This is a genomic window from Corynebacterium gottingense (assembly GCF_002285125.1).
GTDB lineage: Bacteria > Actinomycetota > Actinomycetes > Mycobacteriales > Mycobacteriaceae > Corynebacterium > Corynebacterium gottingense.
The window spans coordinates 1-23,218 of sequence record NZ_NSGN01000013.1 but is presented as its reverse complement, the minus strand read 5'-3'; the positions used below and the strand labels follow the sequence as shown (position 1 = coordinate 23,218).

At 64.9% G+C, this 23,218-nt stretch carries 26 protein-coding genes; 17 read left to right on the top strand and 9 right to left on the bottom strand.

What is annotated here, in order from left to right; genetic code table 11:
* Positions 1–4 precede the first annotated feature (4 nt).
* Entirely contained in the window at positions 5–811 is an 807-nt protein-coding gene (locus CKJ82_RS11130; RefSeq protein WP_095538200.1) for an Fpg/Nei family DNA glycosylase, read from the bottom strand.
* Between the two features lie 46 nt (positions 812–857).
* Between CKJ82_RS11130 and CKJ82_RS11125 the strand changes: the two genes are divergently transcribed.
* The 3 genes from CKJ82_RS11125 to trhO are packed head-to-tail and all read left to right on the top strand — an operon-like array spanning position 858 to position 3,647.
* Positions 858–2,351, top strand: coding sequence for a DUF1846 domain-containing protein (locus CKJ82_RS11125; protein WP_095538199.1), 1,494 nt, complete (start codon positions 858–860; stop codon positions 2,349–2,351).
* Positions 2,352–2,395: 44 nt separating this feature from the next.
* Positions 2,396–2,755, top strand: coding sequence for an excisionase family DNA-binding protein (locus tag CKJ82_RS11120; protein WP_240510767.1), 360 nt, complete (start codon positions 2,396–2,398; stop codon positions 2,753–2,755).
* Complete coding sequence (gene trhO / locus CKJ82_RS11115) at positions 2,742–3,647, top strand: oxygen-dependent tRNA uridine(34) hydroxylase TrhO (RefSeq protein ID WP_095538197.1); 906 nt, start codon at positions 2,742–2,744, stop codon at positions 3,645–3,647. The genes CKJ82_RS11120 and trhO overlap by 14 nt, the downstream gene beginning before the upstream one ends.
* On the opposite strand, the gene CKJ82_RS11110 is transcribed toward trhO, so the two are convergent.
* The 3 genes from CKJ82_RS11110 to CKJ82_RS11100 are packed head-to-tail and all read right to left on the bottom strand — an operon-like array spanning position 3,622 to position 5,464.
* The gene (locus CKJ82_RS11110; RefSeq protein WP_095538196.1) at positions 3,622–4,029 is read right to left on the bottom strand and encodes a hypothetical protein; all 408 of its coding nucleotides are present in this window, start codon (positions 4,027–4,029) and stop codon (positions 3,622–3,624) included. The genes trhO and CKJ82_RS11110 overlap by 26 nt on opposite strands.
* Positions 4,030–4,032: 3 nt before the next feature.
* Complete coding sequence (locus CKJ82_RS11105) at positions 4,033–4,995, bottom strand: universal stress protein (RefSeq protein ID WP_095538195.1); 963 nt, start codon at positions 4,993–4,995, stop codon at positions 4,033–4,035.
* A 10-nt stretch (positions 4,996–5,005) separates the two neighbouring features.
* Positions 5,006–5,464 carry a MarR family winged helix-turn-helix transcriptional regulator gene (locus CKJ82_RS11100; protein WP_095538194.1) on the bottom strand — a complete coding sequence of 153 codons (459 nt, stop codon included), beginning with the start codon at positions 5,462–5,464 and terminating at the stop codon, positions 5,006–5,008.
* 58 nt (positions 5,465–5,522) lie between these two features.
* Between CKJ82_RS11100 and CKJ82_RS11095 the strand changes: the two genes are divergently transcribed.
* The 8 genes from CKJ82_RS11095 (at position 5,523) to rplI (ending at position 11,748) form a co-directional block, all read left to right on the top strand.
* Positions 5,523–5,900 carry a DUF5318 family protein gene (locus CKJ82_RS11095; protein ID WP_095538216.1) on the top strand — a complete coding sequence of 126 codons (378 nt, stop codon included), beginning with the start codon at positions 5,523–5,525 and terminating at the stop codon, positions 5,898–5,900.
* Between the two features lie 77 nt (positions 5,901–5,977).
* Positions 5,978–8,272 (top strand): transglycosylase domain-containing protein, encoded by a 2,295-nt coding sequence (locus tag CKJ82_RS11090; protein WP_095538193.1) that lies wholly within the window; start codon positions 5,978–5,980, stop codon positions 8,270–8,272.
* Between the two features lie 13 nt (positions 8,273–8,285).
* On the top strand, positions 8,286–9,794 hold the full coding sequence (locus CKJ82_RS11085) for a glycosyltransferase family 87 protein (protein ID WP_095278348.1): 1,509 nt from the start codon (positions 8,286–8,288) through the stop codon (positions 9,792–9,794).
* Positions 9,740–9,931 (top strand): hypothetical protein, encoded by a 192-nt coding sequence (locus tag CKJ82_RS11080; protein ID WP_095278346.1) that lies wholly within the window; start codon positions 9,740–9,742, stop codon positions 9,929–9,931. The genes CKJ82_RS11085 and CKJ82_RS11080 overlap by 55 nt, the downstream gene beginning before the upstream one ends.
* 38 nt (positions 9,932–9,969) lie before the next feature.
* A complete protein-coding gene (locus CKJ82_RS11075; protein WP_095538192.1) occupies positions 9,970–10,275 on the top strand; it encodes a DUF2442 domain-containing protein in 306 nt (101 codons plus the stop codon).
* Between the two features lie 114 nt (positions 10,276–10,389).
* Positions 10,390–10,686, top strand: a complete 297-nt coding sequence (gene rpsF, locus CKJ82_RS11070) for a 30S ribosomal protein S6 (protein WP_095278341.1) — start codon at positions 10,390–10,392, stop codon at positions 10,684–10,686.
* Positions 10,687–10,734: 48 nt separating this feature from the next.
* A complete protein-coding gene (locus tag CKJ82_RS11065) occupies positions 10,735–11,244 on the top strand; it encodes a single-stranded DNA-binding protein (protein WP_095538191.1) in 510 nt (169 codons plus the stop codon).
* Between the two features lie 51 nt (positions 11,245–11,295).
* Entirely contained in the window at positions 11,296–11,748 is a 453-nt protein-coding gene (rplI, locus tag CKJ82_RS11060) for a 50S ribosomal protein L9 (RefSeq protein ID WP_095278337.1), read from the top strand.
* Between the two features lie 11 nt (positions 11,749–11,759).
* Here rplI and CKJ82_RS11055 read toward each other — a convergent pair whose 3' ends face one another.
* Complete coding sequence (locus tag CKJ82_RS11055; protein WP_165765433.1) at positions 11,760–13,319, bottom strand: HNH endonuclease signature motif containing protein; 1,560 nt, start codon at positions 13,317–13,319, stop codon at positions 11,760–11,762.
* Between the two features lie 485 nt (positions 13,320–13,804).
* Between CKJ82_RS11055 and dnaB the strand changes: the two genes are divergently transcribed.
* On the top strand, positions 13,805–15,304 hold the full coding sequence (gene dnaB / locus CKJ82_RS11050; RefSeq protein ID WP_095538189.1) for a replicative DNA helicase: 1,500 nt from the start codon (positions 13,805–13,807) through the stop codon (positions 15,302–15,304).
* On the opposite strand, the gene CKJ82_RS11045 is transcribed toward dnaB, so the two are convergent.
* From CKJ82_RS11045 to CKJ82_RS11035, 3 genes are read right to left on the bottom strand one after another with little or no spacing between them, the layout of a single operon-like run.
* A complete protein-coding gene (locus tag CKJ82_RS11045) occupies positions 15,285–17,411 on the bottom strand; it encodes a heavy metal translocating P-type ATPase (RefSeq protein ID WP_095538215.1) in 2,127 nt (708 codons plus the stop codon). The genes dnaB and CKJ82_RS11045 overlap by 20 nt on opposite strands.
* Positions 17,412–17,448: 37 nt before the next feature.
* Positions 17,449–17,649 carry a heavy-metal-associated domain-containing protein gene (locus tag CKJ82_RS11040; protein WP_095538188.1) on the bottom strand — a complete coding sequence of 67 codons (201 nt, stop codon included), beginning with the start codon at positions 17,647–17,649 and terminating at the stop codon, positions 17,449–17,451.
* Positions 17,650–17,697: 48 nt separating this feature from the next.
* Positions 17,698–17,910: a transporter gene (locus CKJ82_RS11035; RefSeq protein ID WP_095538187.1), complete on the bottom strand. Its 213-nt coding sequence runs from the start codon at positions 17,908–17,910 to the stop codon at positions 17,698–17,700.
* 105 nt (positions 17,911–18,015) lie between these two features.
* On the opposite strand from CKJ82_RS11035, the gene CKJ82_RS11030 reads away from it, so the two are divergent.
* Both CKJ82_RS11030 and CKJ82_RS11025 read left to right on the top strand, forming a co-directional pair.
* Positions 18,016–18,399 (top strand): thioredoxin family protein, encoded by a 384-nt coding sequence (locus CKJ82_RS11030; RefSeq protein ID WP_095538186.1) that lies wholly within the window; start codon positions 18,016–18,018, stop codon positions 18,397–18,399.
* Positions 18,400–18,459: 60 nt separating this feature from the next.
* On the top strand, positions 18,460–19,260 hold the full coding sequence (locus tag CKJ82_RS11025; protein WP_095538185.1) for a PspA/IM30 family protein: 801 nt from the start codon (positions 18,460–18,462) through the stop codon (positions 19,258–19,260).
* Here the strand turns inward: CKJ82_RS11025 and CKJ82_RS11020 are convergent.
* The gene (locus CKJ82_RS11020) at positions 19,257–20,366 is read right to left on the bottom strand and encodes an NYN domain-containing protein (RefSeq protein ID WP_095538184.1); all 1,110 of its coding nucleotides are present in this window, start codon (positions 20,364–20,366) and stop codon (positions 19,257–19,259) included. The genes CKJ82_RS11025 and CKJ82_RS11020 overlap by 4 nt on opposite strands.
* Before the next feature lie 206 nt (positions 20,367–20,572).
* Here CKJ82_RS11020 and CKJ82_RS11015 point away from each other — a divergent pair, with 206 nt between their 5' ends.
* The 3 genes from CKJ82_RS11015 to CKJ82_RS11005 are packed head-to-tail and all read left to right on the top strand — an operon-like array spanning position 20,573 to position 22,802.
* Entirely contained in the window at positions 20,573–20,947 is a 375-nt protein-coding gene (locus CKJ82_RS11015) for a GntR family transcriptional regulator (protein ID WP_095538183.1), read from the top strand.
* The gene (locus CKJ82_RS11010) at positions 20,944–21,771 is read left to right on the top strand and encodes an ATP-binding cassette domain-containing protein (protein WP_095538182.1); all 828 of its coding nucleotides are present in this window, start codon (positions 20,944–20,946) and stop codon (positions 21,769–21,771) included. The genes CKJ82_RS11015 and CKJ82_RS11010 overlap by 4 nt, the downstream gene beginning before the upstream one ends.
* The gene (locus CKJ82_RS11005) at positions 21,768–22,802 is read left to right on the top strand and encodes a hypothetical protein (protein WP_095538181.1); all 1,035 of its coding nucleotides are present in this window, start codon (positions 21,768–21,770) and stop codon (positions 22,800–22,802) included. Before CKJ82_RS11010 ends, CKJ82_RS11005 begins: the two co-directional genes overlap by 4 nt.
* The last annotated feature ends 416 nt before the right edge of the window (positions 22,803–23,218 follow it).

Sequence of the window (23,218 nt, the reverse complement as noted above, 5' to 3'; positions counted from 1 at the left end):
CAGGCTAGTCGCGCTGGCAGGTGGGGCACCAGAACAGGTTGCGCCCCTCCACCTTGCGCAGCGCGATCTCGTCGCCGCACACGTAACAGGGCTGGCCGGCCCGGCGGTACACGTAGACCTCGCCGCCGTGGTCGTCCTTGCGAGGCTCGCGCCCCATCGCCTCCGGCGCGTGTTCGTCGCGCACCGTGTCGATGCGGCCGTGCTCGACCCCGTAGCGCATGAGGTGGACCAGGTCGGCCCACAGCGCGTCGAACTCGGCGCGATCCAACGCCCGGCCCGGCGTGAACGGTGAGATACCGAGCCGGAACAGCGGCTCTGCGCGGTAGATGTTGCCCACCCCGGCAAAGTAGGCCTGGTCCATCATCAGCGAGCCGATCGTGCGCTTCGAACGGTGCACGCGCGCCCACAGCGCGTCCGGGTCCGCGCCCGCGCCCAGCGGGTCCTCTCCGGTGCGCTCCACGATGGCGGCGACCTCCGCCGGGTTGAGGTAGGCGCAGGTCTGCGGCCCGCGCAGGTTGGCCGCCACCGCGCCCCTCCCACGATCCGGCACGAGCCGCAGTCGGATCTGGCCCCACACGTCCTCGGCCGGCTCGAAGCGCAGCGAGCCGATGAGGCCCAGGTGGATGTGCACGGTCGCCGGCGCAAACTCCAAAAACAGGTGCTTGCCGTGGGCGCGTGCGGCGAGGAGCGGGTGGGCGTCGATAAGCGATGCATCGAAGCGACCCTGCGGCGACGAAGCCGCAATGGGTGCGCCCCGAAACCCCTCGTTGAAGCGCGCCGCCAGACGGTGGATGACGTGACCTTCAGGCAAAGTGCCGCTCCGCAAGATTCATGGCGCAGATTGTAGTATTGCTTCCATGCCGTACAAGATCGGGTTTGACCGAGAGAAATATATTCAGATGCAGTCCGAGCACATCACCGCCCGCAGGCGGGAAATCGGCGGCAAACTCTATCTGGAGATGGGGGGCAAGCTTTTCGACGATCACCACGCCTCCCGCGTCCTCCCCGGGTTCACCCCGGACAACAAGATCGCCATGCTGGACCGGATCAAGGACGAAGTGGAGATTGTCATCTGCTTCAACGCCGGCGACGTCGTGCGCCAGAAGGTGCGCGCGGACCTGGGCATCACCTACGAAGATGACGTGCTGCGCCTCGTGGACGTGTTCCGCGACCGCGGCTTCCTCGTGGAAAACGTGGTGGTCACGCAGCTGGAGGGCCACAACGAGAACGTCGAAGCCTTCCTTGAGCGCCTCGGCCGCCTGGGCCTGAAGGTGTCGCGCCACTACATGATCCCGGGCTACCCCAACGACACGGCGACGGTGGTTTCCGACAACGGCTTTGGCCGCAACGACTACGTGGAGACTTCCCGCGACCTCATCGTGATGACCGCGCCGGGGCCGGGCTCCGGCAAGCTGGCCACCTGCCTGAGCCAGGTGTACCACGAGCACAAGCGCGGCATTCCCGCTGGCTACGCCAAGTTTGAGACCTTCCCCATCTGGAACCTGCCGCTGTCGCACCCGGTGAACCTGGCCTACGAGGCAGCCACCGCGGACCTGGAAGACATCAACGTGATCGACCAGTACCACCTGGAGGCGTACGGGGAGAAGGTCACCTCCTACAACCGCGACATCGAGGTCTTCCCGCTGCTGAAGACGCTGCTGCGCGAGGTTACGGGGGAGACGCCGTACCAGTCGCCCACGGACATGGGCGTGAACATGGCCGGCTACTGCATCTCAGACGACACCGCGTGCCGCCACGCCGCGGAGCAGGAGATCATCCGGCGCTACTACAAGACCCTCGTGGAGGAGCGCCGCACCGAGGCCGATTCGACCGAGTCGGACCGCATCTCCAACGTCATGCGCAAGGCGGAGGTGACCACGTCGGATCGCCCGGTGGTCGCGCCGGCGCTGGCGGTGGCGGAGGCGACCGGCCAGCCGGGTGCCGCGCTGGAGTTGCCGAACGGGAGCATCGTCACGGGCAAGACCTCGGACCTGCTCGGCCCCTCGGCCGCCGTGCTGCTCAACGCGCTGAAGGAGCTCGCGGGTATCGACGATTCCGTGCACCTCCTCTCGCCCGACTCCATCGAGCCGATCCAGACGCTGAAGACGAAGCACCTCGGCTCCGTGAACCCGCGCCTGCACACGGACGAGGTGCTCATCGCCCTGTCCGTATCGGCGGCTTCGAGTGCGGACGCCGCCGCAGCGCTTGAACAGCTGCGGAACCTGCGCGGCTGCGACGCTCACACGACGACCATCCTTGGCTCCGTGGACGAGGGAATCTTCCGCAACCTGGGCGTTCTGGTGACCTCCGAGCCGACCTACTGGAAGAAGCGCCTGTACCACAAGCGGTAATTCGGGTATTGCGCCCGTTGCGTCTTGTTCGTATGATGTTGAGCATGGAACAAGATGAGAAGCTCTCCCCGGTGGAGCAGGCCCTGGCGGACCTCAACGGCAACCTCTCCCGCGCCCGCACCCACTCTGAGGACAGCGTCACGCTGCCCAAGGAGACCGCGGTGTGGCTGCGCGACATTATTGAGGATATTGCCGAGGGGCGCCTCATCCCCGCCCCCGGCCCGGAGGAGGAGATGACGACGCAGCAGGTGGCCAACCTGCTCGGCGTTTCCCGTCCATTCGTGGTCAAGCTTATTGACGATGGCCGCCTCGCCGGCCACAAAGTGGGCACCCACCGCCGCGTCTACACGCGCGACGCCGTGGCGTACAAAGATCTGATGGCCGGTAACCGTGGCCAGCGTTAGCAAGATCCTCCTGTACTACAAGTTCCAGCCCATCGCGGACCCGGACGCGGTGCGCCTGTGGCAGCGCGACCTGTGCGAGGGGCTGGGCCTGTACGGGAGAATCATCGTTTCCAAGGACGGGATCAACGGCACCGTCGGCGGCCCGATCGACGCGTGCAAAACGTACGCGAAAAAGACGCGCGAGTACTTTCGCGGCATCGAGTTCAAGTGGTCCGAGGGCGGCAAGGACGACTTTCCCAAGCTCTCCGTCAAGGCGCGCGAGGAGATCGTGTCCTTCGGCGCGCCGGGCGAGCTCAAGGTGGACAGCCACGGCGTCGTCGGCGGCGGCACGCACCTCACGCCCGAGGAGGTCAACGAGCTGGTTGCCAACAACCCTGACGTCGTCTTCTTTGACGGCCGCAACGCCCGCGAGGCGGAGATTGGCAAGTTCAAGGACGCCGTCGTGCCGGACGTGGAGACCACCCACGACTTCATCAAGGAGCTGGACAGCGGCAAGTACGACTGGATGAAGGACAAGCCCGTCGTCTCCTACTGCACCGGCGGCATCCGCTGCGAGGTGCTGTCCAGCCTGATGAAGAACCGCGGCTTCGAGGACGTGTACCAGCTCGACGGTGGCATCGTCCGCTACGGCGAGAAGTACGGCAACTCCGGGCTGTGGGAGGGCTCCCTCTACGTCTTTGACAAGCGCATGCACACCGAGTTCGGCGGCGGCGCCGACGATCCCAACTACGTCCAGCTGGGTCACTGCGTGCACTGCGGTGCGGACACGAACCAGTTCTACAACTGCGCCAACGAGCCGGAGTGCCGCGTCCAGTACTTGAGCTGCCCCGAGTGCCGGGAGGAGAACCCGTACTGCGCGGAGTGCGCTACACGGCGAGCTTCCCAATCGTGATGATCAGCCACACCATGGTGAACGGTACGAGCGGCAGCCAGAACACGCCCATCCACGGCACCCACCGCTCGTAGCGGTTCAGCTTGCGCACCATGATCACGGCGCAAGCGAGCAGCGCCGCCACCGGCGGGATGGACGTGAGCACCGCCCACCAGGTCTCGCTCACGCCCGGAATCCACGACAGCACCAGGCCAAAGAGCAGGCAAAAGCTTATCGACGCCACCGTGAACCCCAGCGCCTGCCGCGTCGACCTCCGGTTCCGCTCCGCCACCTCGGCCGGGTCCGGCTCGTCCGCGAGCGCGTCGAAGTCCCGCGGCTCCGGCCGGGTCCTGCTGAACCGGTCGGCCCCCGAGTGCAGGTCGTTTTCTGGGTGGTCCTGCATGGGCTAGCCCTCCGCGTCCGAGCGCGGGTAGATAACTACGGGCACCGGCGCGAAGCGGATGAACTCGCCCTCGCGGGTGCCCACGAACACGCGCTTGAGCTGCCCCGACGGCTGGGAGCCGAGGCACATGATGTCGCCCTTCTTCCACTTCACGCTGTCCACGGCGCGCTTCCAGCCCCGCCCGGACGCGAGCAGCGTCTGCACGTCCAGCGAGTCGGAGACCTCGAAGGCCTGGTCGCGGACGCGGTCGAGCAGCCCCAGTGTGGACTCGTTCCAGGCGGCCAGCTCGTGGGAGAACTCGGAGCTGCGCTCGTCGGGGGAGAACGCGACAATGCGCAGCGGCACGCCGATGACGGAGGCGAGGGAGGCGGCGTAGGCGAGGCCGGGGAAGCGGTCGCGGGTCCCGGTGCCGGAGATTTCGTCGGAGTCAATAAGCGCGTAGGTCACGCGGGTGATGCCCTTCTTGGACAGCTTCACGTGTTTCGGCGCCAGCCCGAGCGGCAGGGTGGAGGAGTGCATGAGCTCCTCGGCCACGGAGGTGGGGCGGAAGCGCTTCTTGGAGGTTTTGGCGCGTGAGCCCATGACGATCATGTCGGCGTTGAAGGCCTGCGCGGCGTCGTAGAGCGGCTCCGTGCTGCTCGTCTTCTCAATGAGCCGGGCGACGTGCTTGGCGCGCTGCGAGCGGGGGACGACGCCGTCGAGGGCGTCGTCGACGCGGTCGCGGAATTCCTCGCGCGCCCGCTTGAGCCATTTCTTGTGCTTCTTTTCAGACACGGAATTGGCCCACGAGCTCTTGGTCGCACTCATGACCTGCACCTTGACGGGCAGGGAGCGGCCGAGCCAGGCCGCGAACTCGAGGGCCTCGGTGTTATTGGAGTTGCTTGAGTCCCAGCCAACAACGATGCGCAGCGCCTCCCGGGTCTCGGGGAGCTGCGCGAGGTCTGTGGAGAACGAACGTGCTGACACGCCGCCCAGTCTACGTTGTGGTCTGTTCCTTATTCACGTAGGCATCGGCGAGAAGGTTGATGGTATCGGCGACGCTGGCCAGTCGGCGCAGTGAATCGGCGTCTAGCGTGCCGAGCATCTCGCCGAGGTACTTCGTGCGCTCGTCGCCCACGCGCTCGAGCTCGTCGAGCCCCAGCTGCGTCGTCTCCACGCTCACGCCGCGGCGGTCGTCCTCGCTGCGGATGCGTTGCACGAGCCCGCGCTTCTCCAGCTGGTTGACGGTGTTGGAGGCAGTCGGCATGCGCACGCCCTCCGCCTCCGCGAGGTGGCTGATGCGGGACGGGCCGACGTCCGCAAGCCGGCGCAGGATGGACAGCTGCGGGCCGGTCAGGTCGGAGTGCTCGGCCGTGCGGAAGTAGGTGACGTACAGCGAGGTCATGGCGGGGCGAATGCTCCGCGCGATCTCGTACGGATCGGGTGTTTCATGCATAAGAAATCTCCTCCACGCTTTTCGAAGACTAAATAGTACCAGCTTTCGTACGGCTATGATGGGGCGAGTGTTTGCGTACAGATACGAGGTGTCACACGAGTGGGCTCGCCGCACCACGCTGCGGGACCTCCGCCAGGGCAAGATCACGCTTGACGACGTCTGCGACGCCGATTTCCTCCTCCGCACCGCCAGCCAGTACCACGGCACCAAGGCCGACCGTCCCTGCCCGATTTGCGGCTCCGAGCTGCGCGAAGTGAAGTGGGTGTACGGCGAGAACCTGGGCCGCCGCGCCAACACTGCCCGCAGCGCGAAGGAGATTGACCAGCTCGTCGCGGAGGTGGGGCCGATCACCGTGCACTTCGTCGAAGTTTGCCTAGAGTGCAAGTGGAATCATCTACGGAAGGCCGTGACCGCTGTTCCCGTCTCGGACGGGTAGTGTGTCCTATTAATAATGCGCAGTGGGCTTCGAGGTCTGAGGCCTGCCGCACGTCCGCACGTCTTGAGGGAAAACGAGTGACAAACAAAGAGAACGCCTCGGAAAGTGGAAGCACGGTAGCGTCGTCAAGCAAGCGAGCGTCGAAAGGCGCAAAGCGCTCACGGTGGTGGCAATGGCTGCTGGCGCTGCTTCTGCTGCTGGTGCTGATCGCCGCGATCCCGGCGATCTGGTTTGCCTGGAACTACAGGCAGGCGGAGATCCCGGAACCCAACGACATTGAGGCGGCGCAGATCTCCAACATCTACTTCAGCGACGCCCAGACTGAGCTGGCGCGCGTCGTGCCGCCGGAGGGCAACCGCGAGCAGATCCCGCTCGATGCGGTGCCCGAGGAGGTGCAGAATGCGGTGCTCGCCGCCGAGGACCGCGACTTCTGGGATAACTCCGGCTTTTCCTTCACCGGCTTCGGCCGCGCCGCGGTGGGTCAGCTGACCGGCAACACCTCCGCTGGCGGCGGCTCGACGATTACGCAGCAGTACGTGAAGAACTCGATCGTGGGCAACGAGCACTCCTACGAGCGCAAGGCGAAGGAGCTGGTCTACTCCATCAAGATGGCCAACTCCTGGTCCAAGGAGGAGGTGCTCAACGCCTACCTCAACACCGTGTACTTCGGCCGCAACGCCTACGGCATCGAGGCGGCGGCGCACGCGTACTTCTCCAAGCCCGCCTCGGAACTCACCGTGGAGGAGGGCGCGGTGCTCGCCGCGCTGATTCAGCGCCCGAGCCAGCTTGACCCGTGGAACAACGAGGCCGGCGCCCAGGACCGCTGGAACTACGTCATGGACGGCCTGGTGGAGATGGGCGCGATCGACCAGGCGACGCGAGCGGGCGCGCAGTTCCCCGAGACGCGCGACCCGGCGACGTACTCCGCCTACACCGAGGCGACGGGCCCGAACGGCCTGATCAAGAACCAGGTGATGACGGAGCTCGCCGCGATTGGTATCACGGAGGATGACCTGACCAACCGCGGCCTGCAGATCACCACGACGATTGATAAGAAGACGCAGGACGACACGGTCCGCATCTCCGAGGAGCGCATTTCCGCCCTGCAGGACGACGCCCGCACCGGCGTGGTCGCCGTCGAGCCGGGCACGGGTGCCGTGCGCGCCTACTACGGCGGCAACGAGGCCTCCGGGTGGGACTATGCCAACGTCGGCCTGCAGACCGGCTCCACCTTCAAGATCTTCGCGCTGGCGGCGGCCCTGCAGCAGGGTATCCCGCTGACCGCGAACTTTGACGCCTCCCCGGTCACCCTGCCGGGCGGGTTCTCCGTGACCAACTCCGACGGCGGTGGCGGCGGCATCATCAACATGACCGAGGCCACCCGCACTTCCTCGAACACGGCGTACATGCGCATCCAGGACGACCTGGACAATACGACGCAGGACACGGCGGACATGGCGCACGCCCTCGGCGTGGCGCGCTCCATCCCGGGCATCCCGGTGACCCTGCGCGAGAACGGCGGCCAGCCCTACGAGGGCATCGTGCTGGGCCAGTACCAGTCGCGCGTGCTCGACATGGCCGCCGCGGTGGCAACGCTCACGGACCGCGGCGTGTACCACCCGACCCACTTCGTGCAGCGCGTCACCGACGCGCAGGGTGAGGTGCTCTACGAGAACGATGACAAGTACGCCGAGCGCCGCGTCTCCGCCCAGGTTGCGGACAACGTGATCCAGGCGATGCAGACCGTGATTCCGTACTCCTATGCCAACCTGGCGGGCGGGCGTCCGTCGGCGGGCAAGACGGGTACCGCCCAGATGGGCAACACCGGCCAGAACAAGGATGCCTGGATGGTCGGCTCCACCCCGCAACTGTCTGTCGCGGTGTGGGTCGGCACGGCCGACAACACCTCGCCGATCTTCAACGAGTACGGCGGCCTGATGTACGGCGCGCAGACCCCGGCCAAGATTTGGAAGGACGTCCTGGACACGGCCCTGGAGGGCCAGGAGATCCAGAACTTCCACGAGGCATCGCCGGTGTACTGGGGTGTGAACCCCTACGGCGGCGGCGCGAACCTGGGCGGCAACTCCTGGGCGTACTACAACCAGCAGCAGGGCACGACGCAGTCCGGGAACGGCGCCGCGGCGGCTCCGGCCGAGCAGCAGCAGTCCGCCGCCCCGTCGCAGCCCGAGCAGGCGCCCGCACCGGACCCGGCCGCACCCGCCGCACCGGCTCCGCAGCAGCAAGCGCCGGCGCCGGCCGCGCCCGCCCCCGCCCCCGCGCCGCAACAGCAGCAGCCGGCGCCGGCGCCGGACCTGGGGCTCGACCAGGCGGTGGACGACTTCTTCAACGGCCTCGACAACGCGCTGCAGTAAGCGAAGGGGAGCAATGGAACAGCACACTCAGGACGTGACGGACACGGCGGCGCAGCGAGTCCAGCCGGGGCGCACCGAGCCGGTCGCTCGGGGATTCGTGGAATACCTGGGGGGCCCGATGGGCAAGTTTGCCCAGATTGGGAGGGCGAAGTTTTGGACGCCGCTGCGCACCATCTTCGCGGTCGCCTACACCTTCCTCTTCTTCGGCGCGCTTTCTAAATCCAACTGCGCGCTGGGCAAGGCCGACGAGAACGGTGTGCTGCAGCTGAACTGGGACGGCAACCGCCAGTACACGTCGTTCTGCTACAACGACATCGTCCCGCTCTACGGCGCGCGCGGCCTGGACCAGCCCGGCTTTGTGTACGACTACTCCTGGGTGGAGGACGGCCTGACCCGCTACATGGAATACCCGGTGCTCGCCGGGCTGTTCCAGGGTGTTGCCTCGTTCATCTCGCGCAACACGTACTTCCTCGTGGACCGCGTCCTTCCCGAGGTCGGCTGGTACTTCTACGTCACCGTGTTCATCCTGTCCGTCATCTGGGTCGCCACCGTGCGCATGGTGGCGGAGCTCGCGGGCAACCGCATTTGGGACACGCTGCTGGTCGTCGGCTCCCCGCTGCTGATCATGCACTCGTTTACCAACTGGGACATCCCGTCCATCTTCTTCGCGGTGGCGGCGATCTATGCGGCGCGCAACAAGAAGTTCTGGCTGGCTGGTGTGATGATCGGCCTCGGCACGGCGTTCAAGATGTGGCCCATCTTCGCCCTTGGCGCCTACCTGGTCGTTGCGCTTCGGAAGCGCGACCTCGTCCCGTTCCTCAAGATGGTCGCCGCGACCGTGGTGAGCTGGGTCGCGGTCAACCTGCCCATTTACCTGCGCGACCCCGAGGCGTGGGGCGAGTTCCGACGCCTCAACACCGACCGCAGCTGGGAGTGGACCACCATCTACGCGGTGTTCAGCCGCATCACCGGGTGGGCCGGATTCGACTCCGGCGACGGGGCGCCCGTGATCCTCAACGCGGTCACGCTCGTGCTCTTCCTCGCGGGCTGCGCTGCGGTCCTGGTTATGGGGCTCAAGGCGCCGCGCACGCCCCGCATCGCCGAGCTGCTCACCCTCATCGTCGGCTTCTTCCTCCTCTTCAACAAGGTGTGGAGCCCCCAGTACTCGATCTGGCTCATCGTCCCCGCGGTGCTCGCGCTGCCGTACTGGCGCCTGCTGCTCACCTGGATGACCGTGGACATGATGGTGTGGCCCATCCTCATGTGGCACATGATGGGTACCGATAACCTCGGGGCTCCGGGCTGGCTTCTCGACGCCACCATCATCGCCCGAGACGGCCTCATCATCACCATCATGGTGCTGGTCGTGCAGCAGATGTTTGGCAAGCGCACCGACAAGGTCGCCGAGGCCCACAACGGCCACGACCCGCTGCTGAGCACACCCGACGAGTGGAGCGAGGAGGCAGCGTGGGCACCGCGACGGTCGTCGGCATCTGCTCCATTGCAGTCGGTTTCCTCCTAATCGCGGGCGCCTTCTGGGCGATGGCCAAACTGCAGCGCCCCATGCTCTCGCTCGGTCTTGGCGTCCTCGCGTTCGTCTTCATTACGGTGATTCCCGTTTTCCTTGCATTATTTGTGGCGGCACCGCGACCGGTTTAGGTAGGGCGGCCAAAAAGTTCGACGACGCTAAGGAAAATATGCAACGCCTTTCTATCTTGGCCACCACCGTCGCGCTTGCGGGCGCACTGACCGCTTGCGGCACCAGCGAGAGCGAGCCGACGACGGAGACCGTGGAACAGCCGAGCCAAGAAGCAAAGCAGGAGCCGCAGCAGGGGCCGGAGCTGCCGGCGTCGATAAGCGGCTACAGCGAAGAGGCTCAATCCGACGCGGCGAAGGATGGTCGCGCCGAGGTGGAGTTCGATGACGAGCACTGGGAGCTCGAGTTCAACGACATAGACGTTGACATCACGCCGGACGGGTTGGTCACCGAAGCGGACCGGTAGGCATTTGGCCTGCGGGATTGTGTGGGGTAGCCTGGACGGGTTGCTTGACGCAACGACCCTCCTGCCACCGCAAAAGTGCGGTGGCCGAAACAAGTTACTAGACCATAGGAGGTGATGAGGTCCGTGCGTCACTACGAAGTAATGATCATTCTTGACTCTAAGCAGGATGAGCGCACCGTTGCCCCGTCCCTGGACAAGTTCCTGGAGATTGTCCGCAAGGAAAACGGCAAGGTGGAGAATGTTGATGTGTGGGGCAAGCAGCGTCTTGCTTACCCGATCAACAAGAAGGAAGAGGGCATCTACGCCGTTGTGAACCTCGAATGCGAGCACGCAACCGTCGATGAGCTCGACCGTGTTTTGAACCTGAGCGATAACGTCGTGCGTACCAAGGTGCTGCGCACCGACAAGTAGGAACAGGTAGGCTCAAACCACACGTAAACCAGCTGGTAGGAGAAGAGCATGGCACAGAACGAGACCCCGATCACTGTTGTCGGCAACCTGGTTGCTGACCCGGAACTGCGTTTCACCCCGAGCGGTGCCGCGGTGGCGAACTTCCGTATCGCTTCCACGCCCCGTTCTTTTAACCGGGAAACGAACCAGTTCGAGGACGGTGAGGCACTGTTCCTGACCTGCAACTGCTGGCGCCAGATGGCCGAGAACGTCGCGGAGTCCCTGACCAAGGGCATGCGCGTGATCGTGCAGGGGCGTTTGCGGCAGCGTTCTTACCAGACTCGCGAAGGCGAGAATCGTACCGTGTTTGAGGTCGAGGTTGATGAGGTCGGCCCGTCCATCAAGTTCGCTACGGCGAGCGTGACGCGCACCCCGCGCGATGGTGGCGGCCAGCAGCGGAGGCCACAACAGCAGCAGGCCCAGCGGCCGCAGCAGCAGGCCCAGCCGGATAACGATCCCTGGAACTCCGCCCCACCGGCAGGTGGCTTCGGCGGGATGGATGACGAGCCCCCGTTCTAAACGTTGTTCCCACCCACACAAGATTTTTCATCATAAGGAAGGTTAGGATTCATGAAACTGATCCTCACCGCTGCCGTTGATAACCTTGGCGAGCCCGGCGACATCGTCGAGGTCAAGGACGGCTACGGACGTAACTTCCTGCTCCCGCGCGGCCTTGCCATCACGGCCACCCGCGGTGCAGAGAAGCAGATCGAAGACATCAAGCGTGCACAGGCAGACCGTCAGGTCCGCGACCTGGATCACGCAAAGGAGCTGCGCGATCAGCTGGACCAGCTCACCGGCGTGAAGGTCCCCGTGCGCACTTCTGAGAAGGGCAAGCTGTTCGGCTCCGTCACCGGTGCCGACATCGCCGACGCAGTGAAGGCTGCCGGCGGCCCGTCCCTGGACAAGCGCCGCATCAATGTGCCGAAGGGCCTTGTGAAGAAGACTGGCGGCTACCAGGTCAAGGTCAACCTCCACGACTCCGTGGAAGGCAAGATTAACTTCGAGGTCGTCGCAGCGTAAGAGCTTTACGCTTATCGACGAGCGACAACAGCATTTTCTGACGCGCACCCCTTTGTGAGGAGGGGGTGCGCGTTTTTTGCGCGCTGCGTGGGCTGCTGCGCAGGGACGTACCCTGGTGGGAACGGGCAGGGCTCGCGTTCGGGCTCGGGGTAGGGATCCGGGTCTGGTTCCTCCGGGATGACTGTTGTCTCTTCGGTCGGCGGTTCAGGGGCCAGGTCGAAGCTGTGCCCTGTGGCGTGCTCGAGTGCCTGCAGGTCCGCCATCAGCCGGTAGTAGTCGCCGTGGTTGTCGTACTCGTCCAGCAGGTGGTGCGCCCGGGCGAGAAAATCTGCGTACGCGTCCCGGTTTCGGGCGACGTTGGGCAGGGTGCTGCGCCAGCGGGTGGTGGTGGGCGTGGTTTCGTCGAAAAGCGGGCCCTCGTGGCGGCTGAGGAGGTAGGTGCCGTCTTCACACAGCCACACGATGTCCCCGGTGACAGGGTCGGGGACGTAGAAGATGCGCTTGTCGGTCTTCATGTTGTGGTGGTGCGGGCAAAGGCAGAAGAGGTTGTGAGGCGTGGTCTCTCCACCGCGGTCGAACGGGATGCGGTGGTCCAGTTGGCAGGCGGTTGCGGGTCTGTCGCAGCCGGGGAAGATGCAGTTGCCGTCTCGGGCGTGCGCGTAGTGTTTCATCCCCTCCGTCGGCGCGTAACTGTCCGTCTTGGTGGTGGCTGTCTCATCCAGGTTGGCCGTTTCAGGCGGGTGGTTGCTGAGCAGACTCTCGAGCTCCGCGGTGGCGAGGGCGTCAGTCCATCCGTAGCGAGGAATGAATACGGGGGCGCCGGCCGCCCGGGTGCCGTCGGCGCCCGCGGGTGCGTAGAGATGGATGCGGACGTTCGCGGCAGGCTCGACATCGCCGTTGAGGAGTTTTACAGCGGCGTCCGCGAGCGAGACCTTCTCCTGGCGGGCCGTGGCCTGCAGCGAGGCGCGAAGGACGGCCATCGTGGTGGCGTCGGTGCTGAGCGTCATTGTTGCGATGCCCGCGCTGCCGTGGTCCTCCTGCGCGGAGAACTCGACGTTACGCGCGCGGTGGTTGTGCTCTGCTTCGCGCTTCTTGCGCTTTTCCGGGTTGTGGCTGAGGCCGACGTCAAGCTTGGCAATCATCGTGCGGATGCGGCGGGCAACTGACGCGCGGGAGGGGAGCTCCTGGTTTGCACGCTTCGGCGTGAAGATCCGGGTGAGCATGTCGTCAAAAGCCGCCCACGTTGCTTCGTCCGCGGAAGCGCCGATCTTGCACAGGGCAGTATCTATGCCGGTGAGCATGTGCACGGAAAGGAGACAGGTCTGCTCTTGCAGTGCCAGCAGCTTGGGCAGGCTGGCGAGCCGGAAATACGCCAAAACCGCAGCTTCGACCTCATGTTTGGGGCGGCTGGTAACCTGAGCTAACTCTTCGACCTCCAGGTCGAAGTCTTCAACCGCGGTCGAGGCTGCGTAGCCGCGGTAGAGGGCAAACTCGGCCTCCCGCATGCGCTGCGAAAGCTGCGCGCGATGGTCCGTCGAGTTTTGGCATCTGAAGTAGTGAGCGGGTGGCACGATTCCCCCTTTCTGCGGTGAGCGGTCATTGTGGTCATTGCGGACAATTATACCGAACATATAAACGACGGCAACGTCTGTGACCATATTGTTACGCTGTGTTCTAGTAGGTGTGTGCGAGTCACGTCCCGCGCTGTACCGGTGGCGCCCCTACTGCTGTGGATAACTCTGCGGAATAAGCCCTGTTCAACGGCAAAGTTTAGGTTACTAGCCGGTGAACTTACGCCTGTCAAATCTGGTGGTGAACGGGGTTTTTCACAACCTGCACACACAACTCAAAAAGTCCCAAAACTCCTGTGACCAGCAGCGATGCGCCGTTTCCCCAGGTCGCTGATACTAGTTATCCACAAGTTATCCACACCCTGTCCTGGGCCGTGTGTACAAGACGTCGATTCATCCCCAAGTTATCCACACCTACCTGTGGAAAACGCAGTGTTTGGCCGTCGCGGTACGCTGAAGGCCTATGAAACAAAGGGGTGACGACGATGGCCGACGATGCACTTCACGGCTTTGATGATGACTACGTCCTGCCGCCAGAGCCACGCGACGAGTTCAGCGAATTTGGCGACTTTGATGACTTCAGCGGAAATTCGCGGCGAGGTCGCGGGAATCAGCGGTATCAAGGACAGAGGGGACAGCAGGGGCAGCGCAACGGCCAGGGCGAGTACCGCCAACCGCCGCACGACGAGCGCGCGGAGCGCTCGGTGCTGGGCGCGATGCTGCTCAACCAGGAGGTCGTACTCGACGTCGCGGAGGGCCTGCAGCCGGAGGACTTCTACTTTCCGGCTCACCAGCTGATTTACCAGGCCATTATCGAGCTGTTCTCCTCGGGCAGCCAGATCGACGTGCTCATCGTCTCCGGGCGGTTGGACCGCCTGAACCAGCTCGAGCGGGTGGGCGGGGCGCCGTACCTGCATACGCTGATTTCGGAGGTGCCGACGTCGGCAAACGCCCGCTACTACGCGGAGATCGTGGAGGAGAAGTCGCTCCTCCGGCAGCTTGTCAACGCCGGTACGCACGTGGTGCAGCTGGGTTACGAGGGCGAAGACGGCATGGAGATCGAGGCGCTGGTGGATCGCGCGCAGCAGGAGGTCTTCGGGATCTCGCGCAATAACCAGGGCGAGGACTACCGCGTCCTTTCGGAGCTGCTCAAGCCGACTATCGACGAGCTCACGCAGATCGCTCAGGGCGGCGCCCTCGACCAGGGCGTGCCGACCGGGTTTACGGACCTGGACAACCTCACGAACGGCCTGCACGCGGGCCAGATGATCATCATCGCGGCCCGACCTGGCGTGGGTAAGTCGACGCTCGCGCTCGATTTCATGCGCTCCTGCTCCATCCAGCACGGCAAGACCTCAGTGATCTTCTCGCTGGAGATGAGCGCCTCGGAGATCATCATGCGCATGCTGTCGGCGGAGACGGAGATCAAGCTGTCCGCCATGCGTGCGGGCAACATGGAGGAGCGGGATTGGGAGAAGCTCACCACCCGCCTCACCGAGATCCAGGACGCTCCGCTGTTTATCGACGATTCCCCAAACCTCACCATGATGGAGATCCGGTCTAAGGCGCGGCGCCTGAAGCAGCAGCACGGGCTGGATCTGGTGGTGCTGGACTACCTGCAGCTGATGAGCTCGGGCAAGCGCGTCGAGTCGCGCCAGCAGGAGGTCTCGGAGTTCTCGCGTAACCTCAAGCTCCTGGCAAAGGAGCTGGAGGTGCCGGTGATTGCGATTTCCCAGCTGAACCGTGGCCCGGAGGCGCGTACGGATAAGAAGCCGCAGCTGGCGGACCTTCGCGAGTCAGGCTCGCTGGAGCAGGACGCCGACATGGTGTTCCTGCTCTACCGTCCGGACTCACAGGATCGTGACGACGAGCGCGCGGGCGAGGCGGACATTATCGTCGCGAAGCACCGCGGCGGCCCTATCGACACGATCCCGGTGGCGCACCAGCTGCACTACTCTCGCTTTGTCAATATGGCGCACGGCTAAACCCGCGTAGGCGCAGCGAGTTGGACACCACAAACACTGAGGACAGGGCCATGGCGATGCCGGCCAGCATCGGGTCGAGGAGGCCGAACGCGGCGACCGGGACGAGCACGACGTTGTAGGCGAACGCCCAGAACAGGTTGCCCTTGATGGTGCGCAGGGTGCGGCGCGAGAGGCGGATCGCGTCCGCCGCAGACATGAGCGTGTTCTGCATGAGGGTGATGTCGGAGGCCTCGATCGCTACGTCCGTGCCGGCGCCCATGGCCAGGCCCAGGTCGGCCTGCGCGAGCGCGGCTGCGTCGTTGACGCCGTCGCCGACCATGGCCACGTGGCGCCCCTGCTCCTGAAGCTCGCGGACCACGCGTACCTTGTCCTCCGGCAGGACGCCGGCGGTGACGTTGTCCGGGTCAATGCCTACTTCCTCGGCCACGGCGCGTGCGGCGCCCGCGTTATCGCCGGTGAGCAGGTGCGGGGTGAGCCCCAGCTCGCGCAGCTTCGCCACTGCGCGGGCCGAGTCCGGCTTCACTGTGTCCCGGACCGCGACCATGCCTTCCGCGCGCCCGTCGACCTCTACGGCGATCGGGGTGGCCCCGGCCTGCTCGGCCTCACGGAACGTGCGGGCCAGTGGCCCGTCGAGTTCCGCGCTGGGCCGGCCCACGCGCACGCTGTGGCCCTCCACGGTGGCGGACGCCCCGCGGCCCGGCTCATTGGTAAACTCGGACGCTTCCGGGACGTCGTCGCCCGCGGCCTTGACGATCGCGCGAGCGATGGGGTGCTCGGACCCGGCCTCTACGGCGGCGGCGAGGCGCAGCGCGTCGTCGCAGCCGGTGACGTCCACGACCGCCATCTCGCCGCTGGTCACGGTGCCGGTCTTGTCCATCACCACCGTGTCCACCTGGCGGGTGGATTCCAGCATCTCGGGGCCCTTGATCAGTAGGCCCAGCTGCGCGCCGCGCCCGGTGCCCACCAGGATCGCGGTGGGGGTGGCTAGGCCGAGGGCGCAGGGGCACGCGATGATGAGGACCGCGACCGCCGCGCGGAACGCCTCGCTCACGCCGTTGCCCACGAGCAGGTGCCCGACCAGGGCCACGACGGAAATGGCGATGATGGTGGGGACGAACACGCGCGAAATCCGGTCCACCAGCCGCTCGACCGGGGCCTTGCCGGACTGCGCGTCCTTGACCAGCTTGCCCATCTGGGCGAGCGTGGTCTCGCTCCCCACGCGCGTCGCCTCCACCACGATGCGCCCGGACGTGTTGAGCGTCGCGCCCGTCACGCTGGCGCCCTCATCCACTTCGACGGGAACGGATTCACCGGTGAGCATGGAGGCGTCGATAGCCGAATGCCCCGACACCACGCGCCCATCGGTAGCAATCTTCTCACCGGGGCGCACGACAAAACGGTCGCCGACCTGGACTTCCGCGATCGGGACGCGGACTTCCTTGTCGCCGCGCAGCACGCTCGCGTCCTTCGCGCCCATGCTCAGCAGCTCACGCAGCGCGGCGGAGCTTTGCCCCTTCGCGCGCGTTTCAAACCACCTGCCGAGCAGCAGGAACGTAATCACGACGCAGACGGATTCGAGGTAGATCTCGTGCGGACCGCGCTCCGCAAACAGCGCCACGATGGACCACACGTACGCCGCGGTCGTGCCCAGCGTAATGAGGGTGTCCATAGTGGTCGCGCCGTGGCGCAGGTTGATCAGCGCCGCGCGGTGGAACACGCTGCCGGCGGAGAAATACACCAGCGTCGTCGCGGCGAACACGGCCCACTGCCAGTTCGGAAACTGCAGGCCGTGCACCATCGACACCAGCATGACCGGCACCGTCACCAGCGCCGCCCAGATCGTCGTTCGCTTGAGTCGCTCGGCCTCGTCGTCGCGGGCGTCGCTCACCGAGCTTATCGACGCCCCCTCCTCCCCGCCTTCCGCATCCCCCATCACGAAGGCGTCGTAGCCGGCGGTGCGGACGACGTCGATAAGCTGCTCCGGCGTCGTGTTGGCCTCGTCGAAATCAACGGTCGCCGTCTCCGTGGAGTAGTTGACGGCGGCGGTGACCCCGTCGACCTTGTTCAGCTTGCGCTGGACGCGCGACGAGCACGACGTGCACGTCATGCCGGTGACGCCCAGCTCGATGTGGCTGGTCACGGGACTACTCCAGGGTGTAGCCGGCCTCGGCGACGGCCTTGGCCACGTCTTCGGCGGAGAAGCCTTCGCCGGACACGGAGACGGCGCCGGTGGTGTGATCGGCCTTGACGTCGGTGACGCCCGGGATCTCGCTAATCTCCTCCTGCACACTGAGCTCGCAGTGGCCGCAGGTCATGCCTTCAACAGTGAATTCGCGGGTTGCCATGATGCTGTCCTTTCGGTTGGCGGTTCACGTACACCCGCGACTATACCCCTAGGGGGTATCTGGCGAAAGAATGGTGAAGCCGGCGTGCTCTGCCGCAGCCACGACGTCGGCGTCGGTGAAGTTTTCGCCCGAGACCGTCATGCGGCCCTCGTTCGGCTCCACGGTGACGTCGAAAGTGCCCTCGACCAGGCGTACTTCGTCGATCAGCGAATCAACTGCGACCTCACTGGATTGGCCTGAAATGTTGTAGTTCTTCGTCATGATTTCCGCCCCTACCGGCTCGGCTGAGACTGCAAAGGAATGCAGTCGCGCTTGTTACTGTTGCACCGAGGGCAACGTTAACAAACCCCTGTAAAGGAGTATGCAATGAGCACTATCGATGTGACGAAAGAGAACTTCGACGAACTCATCCAGAAGGACGGCATCGTCTTCGTCGACGCTTGGGCGGAATGGTGCGGTCCGTGCAAGGCCTTTGCGCCGACCTTTGCCAAGGCATCGGAAGAGCACCCCGACGTCACCTTTGCCAAGCTTGACACCGAGGCAGAGGAAGAGCTTGCTGGCAAGCTCGGCGTGACCAGTATTCCCAACATCATTGCCTTCCGCGACGGTATCCCGCTTTACCAGCAGGCCGGCAACATGCCGCCGGCGGACTTTGAGTCGCTCATCGGACAGGTCAAGGCATTGGACATGGAAGAGGTCCGCAAGCAGTACGAGAAGATGCTGGCCGAGCAGGGCAAGCAGGGCGAGTAGCCCGAAAACCTGCGTACACTGGGGCGGCGACCATTTTGCGACGACGGAAGGACACGACACATGGCAAACCCGTTCTCTAAGGGCTGGAAGTACCTGATGCAGTCGTTCGACACCAAGATCGACGAAAACGCTGACCCCAAAGTGCAGCTCCAGCAGGCGATTGAGCAAGCGAAGAAGAACCACCGCGACATCTCCGAGCAGGCGGCCACCATCATTGGTAACCGCAACCAGCTGGAGATGAAGCTGGACCGCCTGATCAAGTCGCAGGAGGACCTGCAGCAGAAGGCCCGCGTGGCGCTCCAGGCCGCCGACAAGGCGCAGGGCGAGGGCGACGCGCAGAAGGCGCAGGAGTTCAACAACACCGCCGAGGTGCTCGCGTCCCAGCTGGTCGCGGTGGAGCAGGACCTGGAGCAGACGAAGCAGGCCCACGCGTCGGCCGATCAGGCGGCGCGCGAGGCACAGGCGCAGCAGCAGCAGTCCGAGGCGCGCCTGCAGGAGCAGCTGCAGCAGGCGAAGCAGCTCGAATCCCAGCTGGGCCAGGCGAAGATGCAGGAGGCCACGTCCAAGACGATGGACTCCATGAACAACTTCACCGCGGACCAGAACGTGCCCACCATGGATGGCGTGCGCGACAAGATTGAGAAGCGCTACGCCACCGCGCTCGGCCAGCAGGAGCTGGCCAAGGACTCGCTGGGCGACCGCATGGCGGAGATCGAATCCGCTGGCACGGACGTTGCTGCGGCAAGCAAGCTGGACGAGATCCGCGCCTCGATGGGCTCCGGGAGCGCCGACAAGCAGCTGGAGGCCCCGGAAGCTCCTGAGGCGTCCGAGGAGTCCGAGGAGTCCAGCAAGGGCGACTAGTTGCGGCTGATGCTGATCAGCACGCCGCGAATGCCCGAGTGAAACCCATCGCGGAGATTGACGCGCTGGGTTTCACTCAGCGTGTACTCGTGCAGCGTCTCGCACGCGAATTGCAGGAGCGGGCGATCAATTTCGGGCGGGAGGCCGCCTCCGGAGAGCATGTGCGCCTTGTCGCGCTGCTCCGAGGAGGCGGCGTTTTCGTACCACCAGGACGCATACTGCTGGCCCACGTCGTACGGGGTCTGGAAGCCTGCGGAGGTCCACACTTCCTCCGGGAGAGGGACGTAGCGCGAGCGTAGCTTGCGCCGGGGCGCCATCATCGACGGCTTCGGAGCGGGCTTCGGCTTCGGTGCCGGCGCTTCCTCCGGCTCGGGCTCCGGTTCCGGCTGCGCATCGGGCTCCGCCTCCTGGTCCTCCGGCTCCTCCTGCGCCTCCGGTTCTTCGGGTTCCTCGGGCGCCAGCGGGTCCGGGCCGAGCGGGACGGGGGACGGCCCCTCCGCCTCGTCGAGCGGCTCGGCGTCCGCGAGCGGGCGCTCCCGGATCGTCGGTGGCAGCGGGCCTTCGAGGACTTGCAGCTGCATGGCGTCGGCGAAGTCCTCGCGGGGGTCCAGGATCGTCGTCGTATCGCACGCGTGGCGCAGGGCGGAGGACATGGAGTCCCAGCCGAACCCGTAGAGGTGCACGCGCATCCCGTTGTCGGTCGCCTCCTCGACGCCGGGGATCATGTCCGCGTCGCCGGAGACCAGGACAAAGTCGGTGAACTGCCCGCGCATGGCATGCGCGACCAGGTCCGCCACCAAGCGGGTGTCCACGCCCTTCTGCGTGCGACGGTCGCCCCACTCGATGAGTTGGCCGGTGCGCAGCTGCACGCCGTCGCAGGTCCGCAGCGCGCGCTGGTAGCGGTGCGGGCCCGAATCCGGGATGCCGTCGTACCAGAGCTGGCGGTGGATGGGCTGGTTGAGTTGCTGGCTGATCATGGTGCCGAGGGTTGCCACGACCTCGGGCAGGTCAATTTCTAACTGGGATCGTGCGCCGATTTCCCACGAGTTGTAAAAGCTCGCGAGCAGGTAAGACGTGTCGACGAACACCAATGTGCGTTCAAGCATGGCTCCTAAATTCCGATTCTTTTCGTTGCTAAGTGCTATTTACTTCCCCAGTGTGCCTGAATTGGCCTGCTGGGTCCACCCCTTTCAACGATCCTTGACGGCCCAATGTTCCGCAGTTATCTTGTTAGTTACTCAAGTAACCAACCAACGCACCAGGGCAGCTTTTCGACGCCACGGGGCAGGGAAGGAACCGCAGGACCCATGCCATGAACGCTGAATCAGATCCCCTCTTCGTGCAGGTAGCGCGCTTCGTGGAGGACCTCGTCGTTGACGGCTCTTTGGAGCCCGGCCAGCGTGCCCCCTCCACCAACGAGCTTGCCGCCTTCCACGAGATCAACCCCGCCACCGCCCGCAAAGGTCTGGGAATCCTCGTCGACGACGGGATCCTGGAAAAGCGCCGCGGGCTCGGCATGTTCGTCACCCCCGACGCGCGCGAGCGGGCCGTGCAGTCGCGCCGCGAGCGCTACGCCGGCGAGTACCTCGCCCCAGCCATCGACGAGGCCGTCCGCCTCGGCTACGACCGCGCCACCTTGCACACCCTCATCGACCGCGTCGCAGAAAGCAGAGGAATGTACCAATGATCACCGCAACGCACTTGGAAAAACAGTTCCGGAAGCAGCCGGTCCTCACCGACATCACCTTCGAGCTCCCCGGCTCCGGCATCCACGCCCTGCTCGGCCGCAACGGCGTGGGCAAGTCCACCTTGCTCGCCATGATCGCGGGCCAGCTCAAGCCGACCAGCGGGGAGCTCACCGTCTTCGGCGAGCAGCCCTTCGATAACGCAAGCGTGATGGACCGCGTCTGTTTTACCGGCGTCGACACTGCGTACCCCGCCTCGTGGTCGCTGGCGGACATCGTCGCCGCCGCGGCGAAGCGCTACCCGCACTGGTCGCAGGACCTCGCGGACACGCTCATGCGCGACTTCGCCCTCGACGAGCACGCGCCCACCATCTACAGCAAGTGCTCCCGCGGCCAGCGCGCGATGATCGGCATCGTGGTCGGCCTCGCCTCCGGCGCCGAGCTCACACTTCTTGACGAGCCCTACGTCGGACTCGACGTTCACAACACCTCGGTTTTCTACCGCCATCTCCTGAGGCTCTCCGGGGGCAACCGCTGCTTCGTCATGGCTACCCACCACATTGAGGACGCAGCCAAGATCCTGGACTCGGCGCTTGTGTTGGGTAGGCAGGGGAGCGTCGATAAGCATCTGCTCGCTGAGGACGCCGACGGCTACGTCATCGCCACCGGCGACTTCGACGAGCCCGCCGGGGCCATCGCTTACCGACGCCACGCCACCGCCGCCCGCGCCATCCTCCCCGCCCCAACCGCCGCTGAACTGGGCTTACGCGGCCAGGCCGCGGACCTCGGCGACGTGCTCGAGGCGATCCTGGAGGTGCAGGCATGAGCGCAATGACGCACCTCGACCGCAGGTTCCTCTGGCACCAGTTCAAGGCGGGGCCGTGGATGCGCTTCCTCGGTGCCGCATCGCTGCCGCTCTTCGTGCTCTTCGCCATGGATGGGGCGCAATGGATGATTCTCTTCGGCAGTTTCATGTGCGTGATGACGCTGTCGTGGATCGCCATCCCCGAACCCAGCGCCTTCAAGGCGCTAGGCATGAACCGCGCGCGCGTCCGCCAGCAGGTCCTCACGCTTGTTGTGCCCTTCGCGGTCGTCGTCTTCGCCGTGTTCAGCCTCATCAACCCGCACCGGGCGGTCATCTCCAGCGCCATTGGTGTGGTCCTCGCTGCAGTGACGTTCCTGGTCTCGGCGCGGCCGTCGGGTGAGCCGGTCGACCTCACTCGCACCGGAGGCATCAGCTTGGCGCGGCGACGCGGCGGCTTCGCGTTCGAAGTCTTCTGGCGCCCCATGTGCGTGTGGGCAGTGCCAGTCGGCGTGATTACGGGCATCCTCTACGCGCTGTGTGCCCGGTCCGCCAGTAGCTGGGTCACCGCAGTGCTCCCCTCTGGCGCGTTGCTCTTCTACTGGGCCTGGGCTGTGGGAAGCGGCTTGCCCTCGGTCGCTACGGCGCAATCTTTCGGCATCACTCGGAAGTCCTGGGTTGTCACATCGGTTAGCGTTGTGGCCGTTGCGTCAGTGCTGGTCACTGGCAGCGCACTTCTTGTGGCAATGCTTATCGACGCCAACGTGCCCGTCCTCCCACTTCTTCTCCACGGAGTCATTGGCTTCAGCGTGATCCTGCTGGCGAAGGCGGTGGAGACTTGGATGCCATCCTTGGTGTTCTTCATCGTGATCTTCGCGTGGACGTCTACACGCCAAATCATGGACGTCGCCGGCAACCAAGCTGGTGTTGGCACCGACGCGATGCAGGTGGCGCTCGTATTCTGCGGCTTGTGCCTGCTCTCGGCTGCGGTAGGCTTCGCGCTCATGCTTACTGGTCGGCTCGACCCAAAGCGACCGCGCGAAGTCAAGAAGTAAGTAACGTTACGTTCACCCAGACACCGCCCTTACGCTGGGGATTTGTGTTGGTGTTTGGGTGTGTGTAACTTTATGTGAGTCAGCGAGACCGACAACGCCCCGCCAGACAGACTCCGCGAGGGGGTTGAGCTGGTGAGATGGCGGTCAGGAAAACGATCGCTGGCCGACATAAGAAAATATGGACTTCGGTCCGGTTGGGTCAAGGATTTGACTTTCGGATTGTGGTTTGTGTAGTGTCGACAAAGTCGCTTTTTACAGCTGCTGAGCAAAATGCTTGGTGGTGGGTAAATGTGCGTGTGTTGTTTGAGAACTCGATAGTGTGCCAATGTACTTTTGTTTGTGGATTGGTTGCGTGCCTGTGTTGTGCTGGCTGCACGTTTTGTGTGGTTGGTGTGTGCCGGTGGCGCTGCTTGTGA

Excerpts from the sequence above, each read along its gene's own strand:
- CKJ82_RS11125 (WP_095538199.1), top strand. The coding sequence starts at position 858 with ATGCCGTACAAGATCGGGTTTGACCGAGAGAAATATATTCAGATGCAG.
- CKJ82_RS11120 (WP_240510767.1), top strand. The coding sequence starts at position 2,396 with ATGGAACAAGATGAGAAGCTCTCCCCGGTGGAGCAGGCCCTGGCGGAC.
- CKJ82_RS11110 (WP_095538196.1), bottom strand. The coding sequence starts at position 4,029 with ATGCAGGACCACCCAGAAAACGACCTGCACTCGGGGGCCGACCGGTTC.
- CKJ82_RS11100 (WP_095538194.1), bottom strand. The coding sequence starts at position 5,464 with ATGCATGAAACACCCGATCCGTACGAGATCGCGCGGAGCATTCGCCCC.
- CKJ82_RS11095 (WP_095538216.1), top strand. The coding sequence starts at position 5,523 with ATGGGGCGAGTGTTTGCGTACAGATACGAGGTGTCACACGAGTGGGCT.
- CKJ82_RS11085 (WP_095278348.1), top strand. The coding sequence starts at position 8,286 with ATGGAACAGCACACTCAGGACGTGACGGACACGGCGGCGCAGCGAGTC.
- CKJ82_RS11075 (WP_095538192.1), top strand. The coding sequence starts at position 9,970 with ATGCAACGCCTTTCTATCTTGGCCACCACCGTCGCGCTTGCGGGCGCA.
- rpsF (WP_095278341.1), top strand. The coding sequence starts at position 10,390 with ATGAGGTCCGTGCGTCACTACGAAGTAATGATCATTCTTGACTCTAAG.
- CKJ82_RS11065 (WP_095538191.1), top strand. The coding sequence starts at position 10,735 with ATGGCACAGAACGAGACCCCGATCACTGTTGTCGGCAACCTGGTTGCT.
- rplI (WP_095278337.1), top strand. The coding sequence starts at position 11,296 with ATGAAACTGATCCTCACCGCTGCCGTTGATAACCTTGGCGAGCCCGGC.
- dnaB (WP_095538189.1), top strand. The coding sequence starts at position 13,805 with ATGGCCGACGATGCACTTCACGGCTTTGATGATGACTACGTCCTGCCG.
- CKJ82_RS11045 (WP_095538215.1), bottom strand. The coding sequence starts at position 17,411 with ATGACGTGCACGTCGTGCTCGTCGCGCGTCCAGCGCAAGCTGAACAAG.
- CKJ82_RS11040 (WP_095538188.1), bottom strand. The coding sequence starts at position 17,649 with ATGGCAACCCGCGAATTCACTGTTGAAGGCATGACCTGCGGCCACTGC.
- CKJ82_RS11035 (WP_095538187.1), bottom strand. The coding sequence starts at position 17,910 with ATGACGAAGAACTACAACATTTCAGGCCAATCCAGTGAGGTCGCAGTT.
- CKJ82_RS11030 (WP_095538186.1), top strand. The coding sequence starts at position 18,016 with ATGAGCACTATCGATGTGACGAAAGAGAACTTCGACGAACTCATCCAG.
- CKJ82_RS11025 (WP_095538185.1), top strand. The coding sequence starts at position 18,460 with ATGGCAAACCCGTTCTCTAAGGGCTGGAAGTACCTGATGCAGTCGTTC.
- CKJ82_RS11020 (WP_095538184.1), bottom strand. The coding sequence starts at position 20,366 with ATGCTTGAACGCACATTGGTGTTCGTCGACACGTCTTACCTGCTCGCG.
- CKJ82_RS11015 (WP_095538183.1), top strand. The coding sequence starts at position 20,573 with ATGAACGCTGAATCAGATCCCCTCTTCGTGCAGGTAGCGCGCTTCGTG.
- CKJ82_RS11010 (WP_095538182.1), top strand. The coding sequence starts at position 20,944 with ATGATCACCGCAACGCACTTGGAAAAACAGTTCCGGAAGCAGCCGGTC.
- CKJ82_RS11005 (WP_095538181.1), top strand. The coding sequence starts at position 21,768 with ATGAGCGCAATGACGCACCTCGACCGCAGGTTCCTCTGGCACCAGTTC.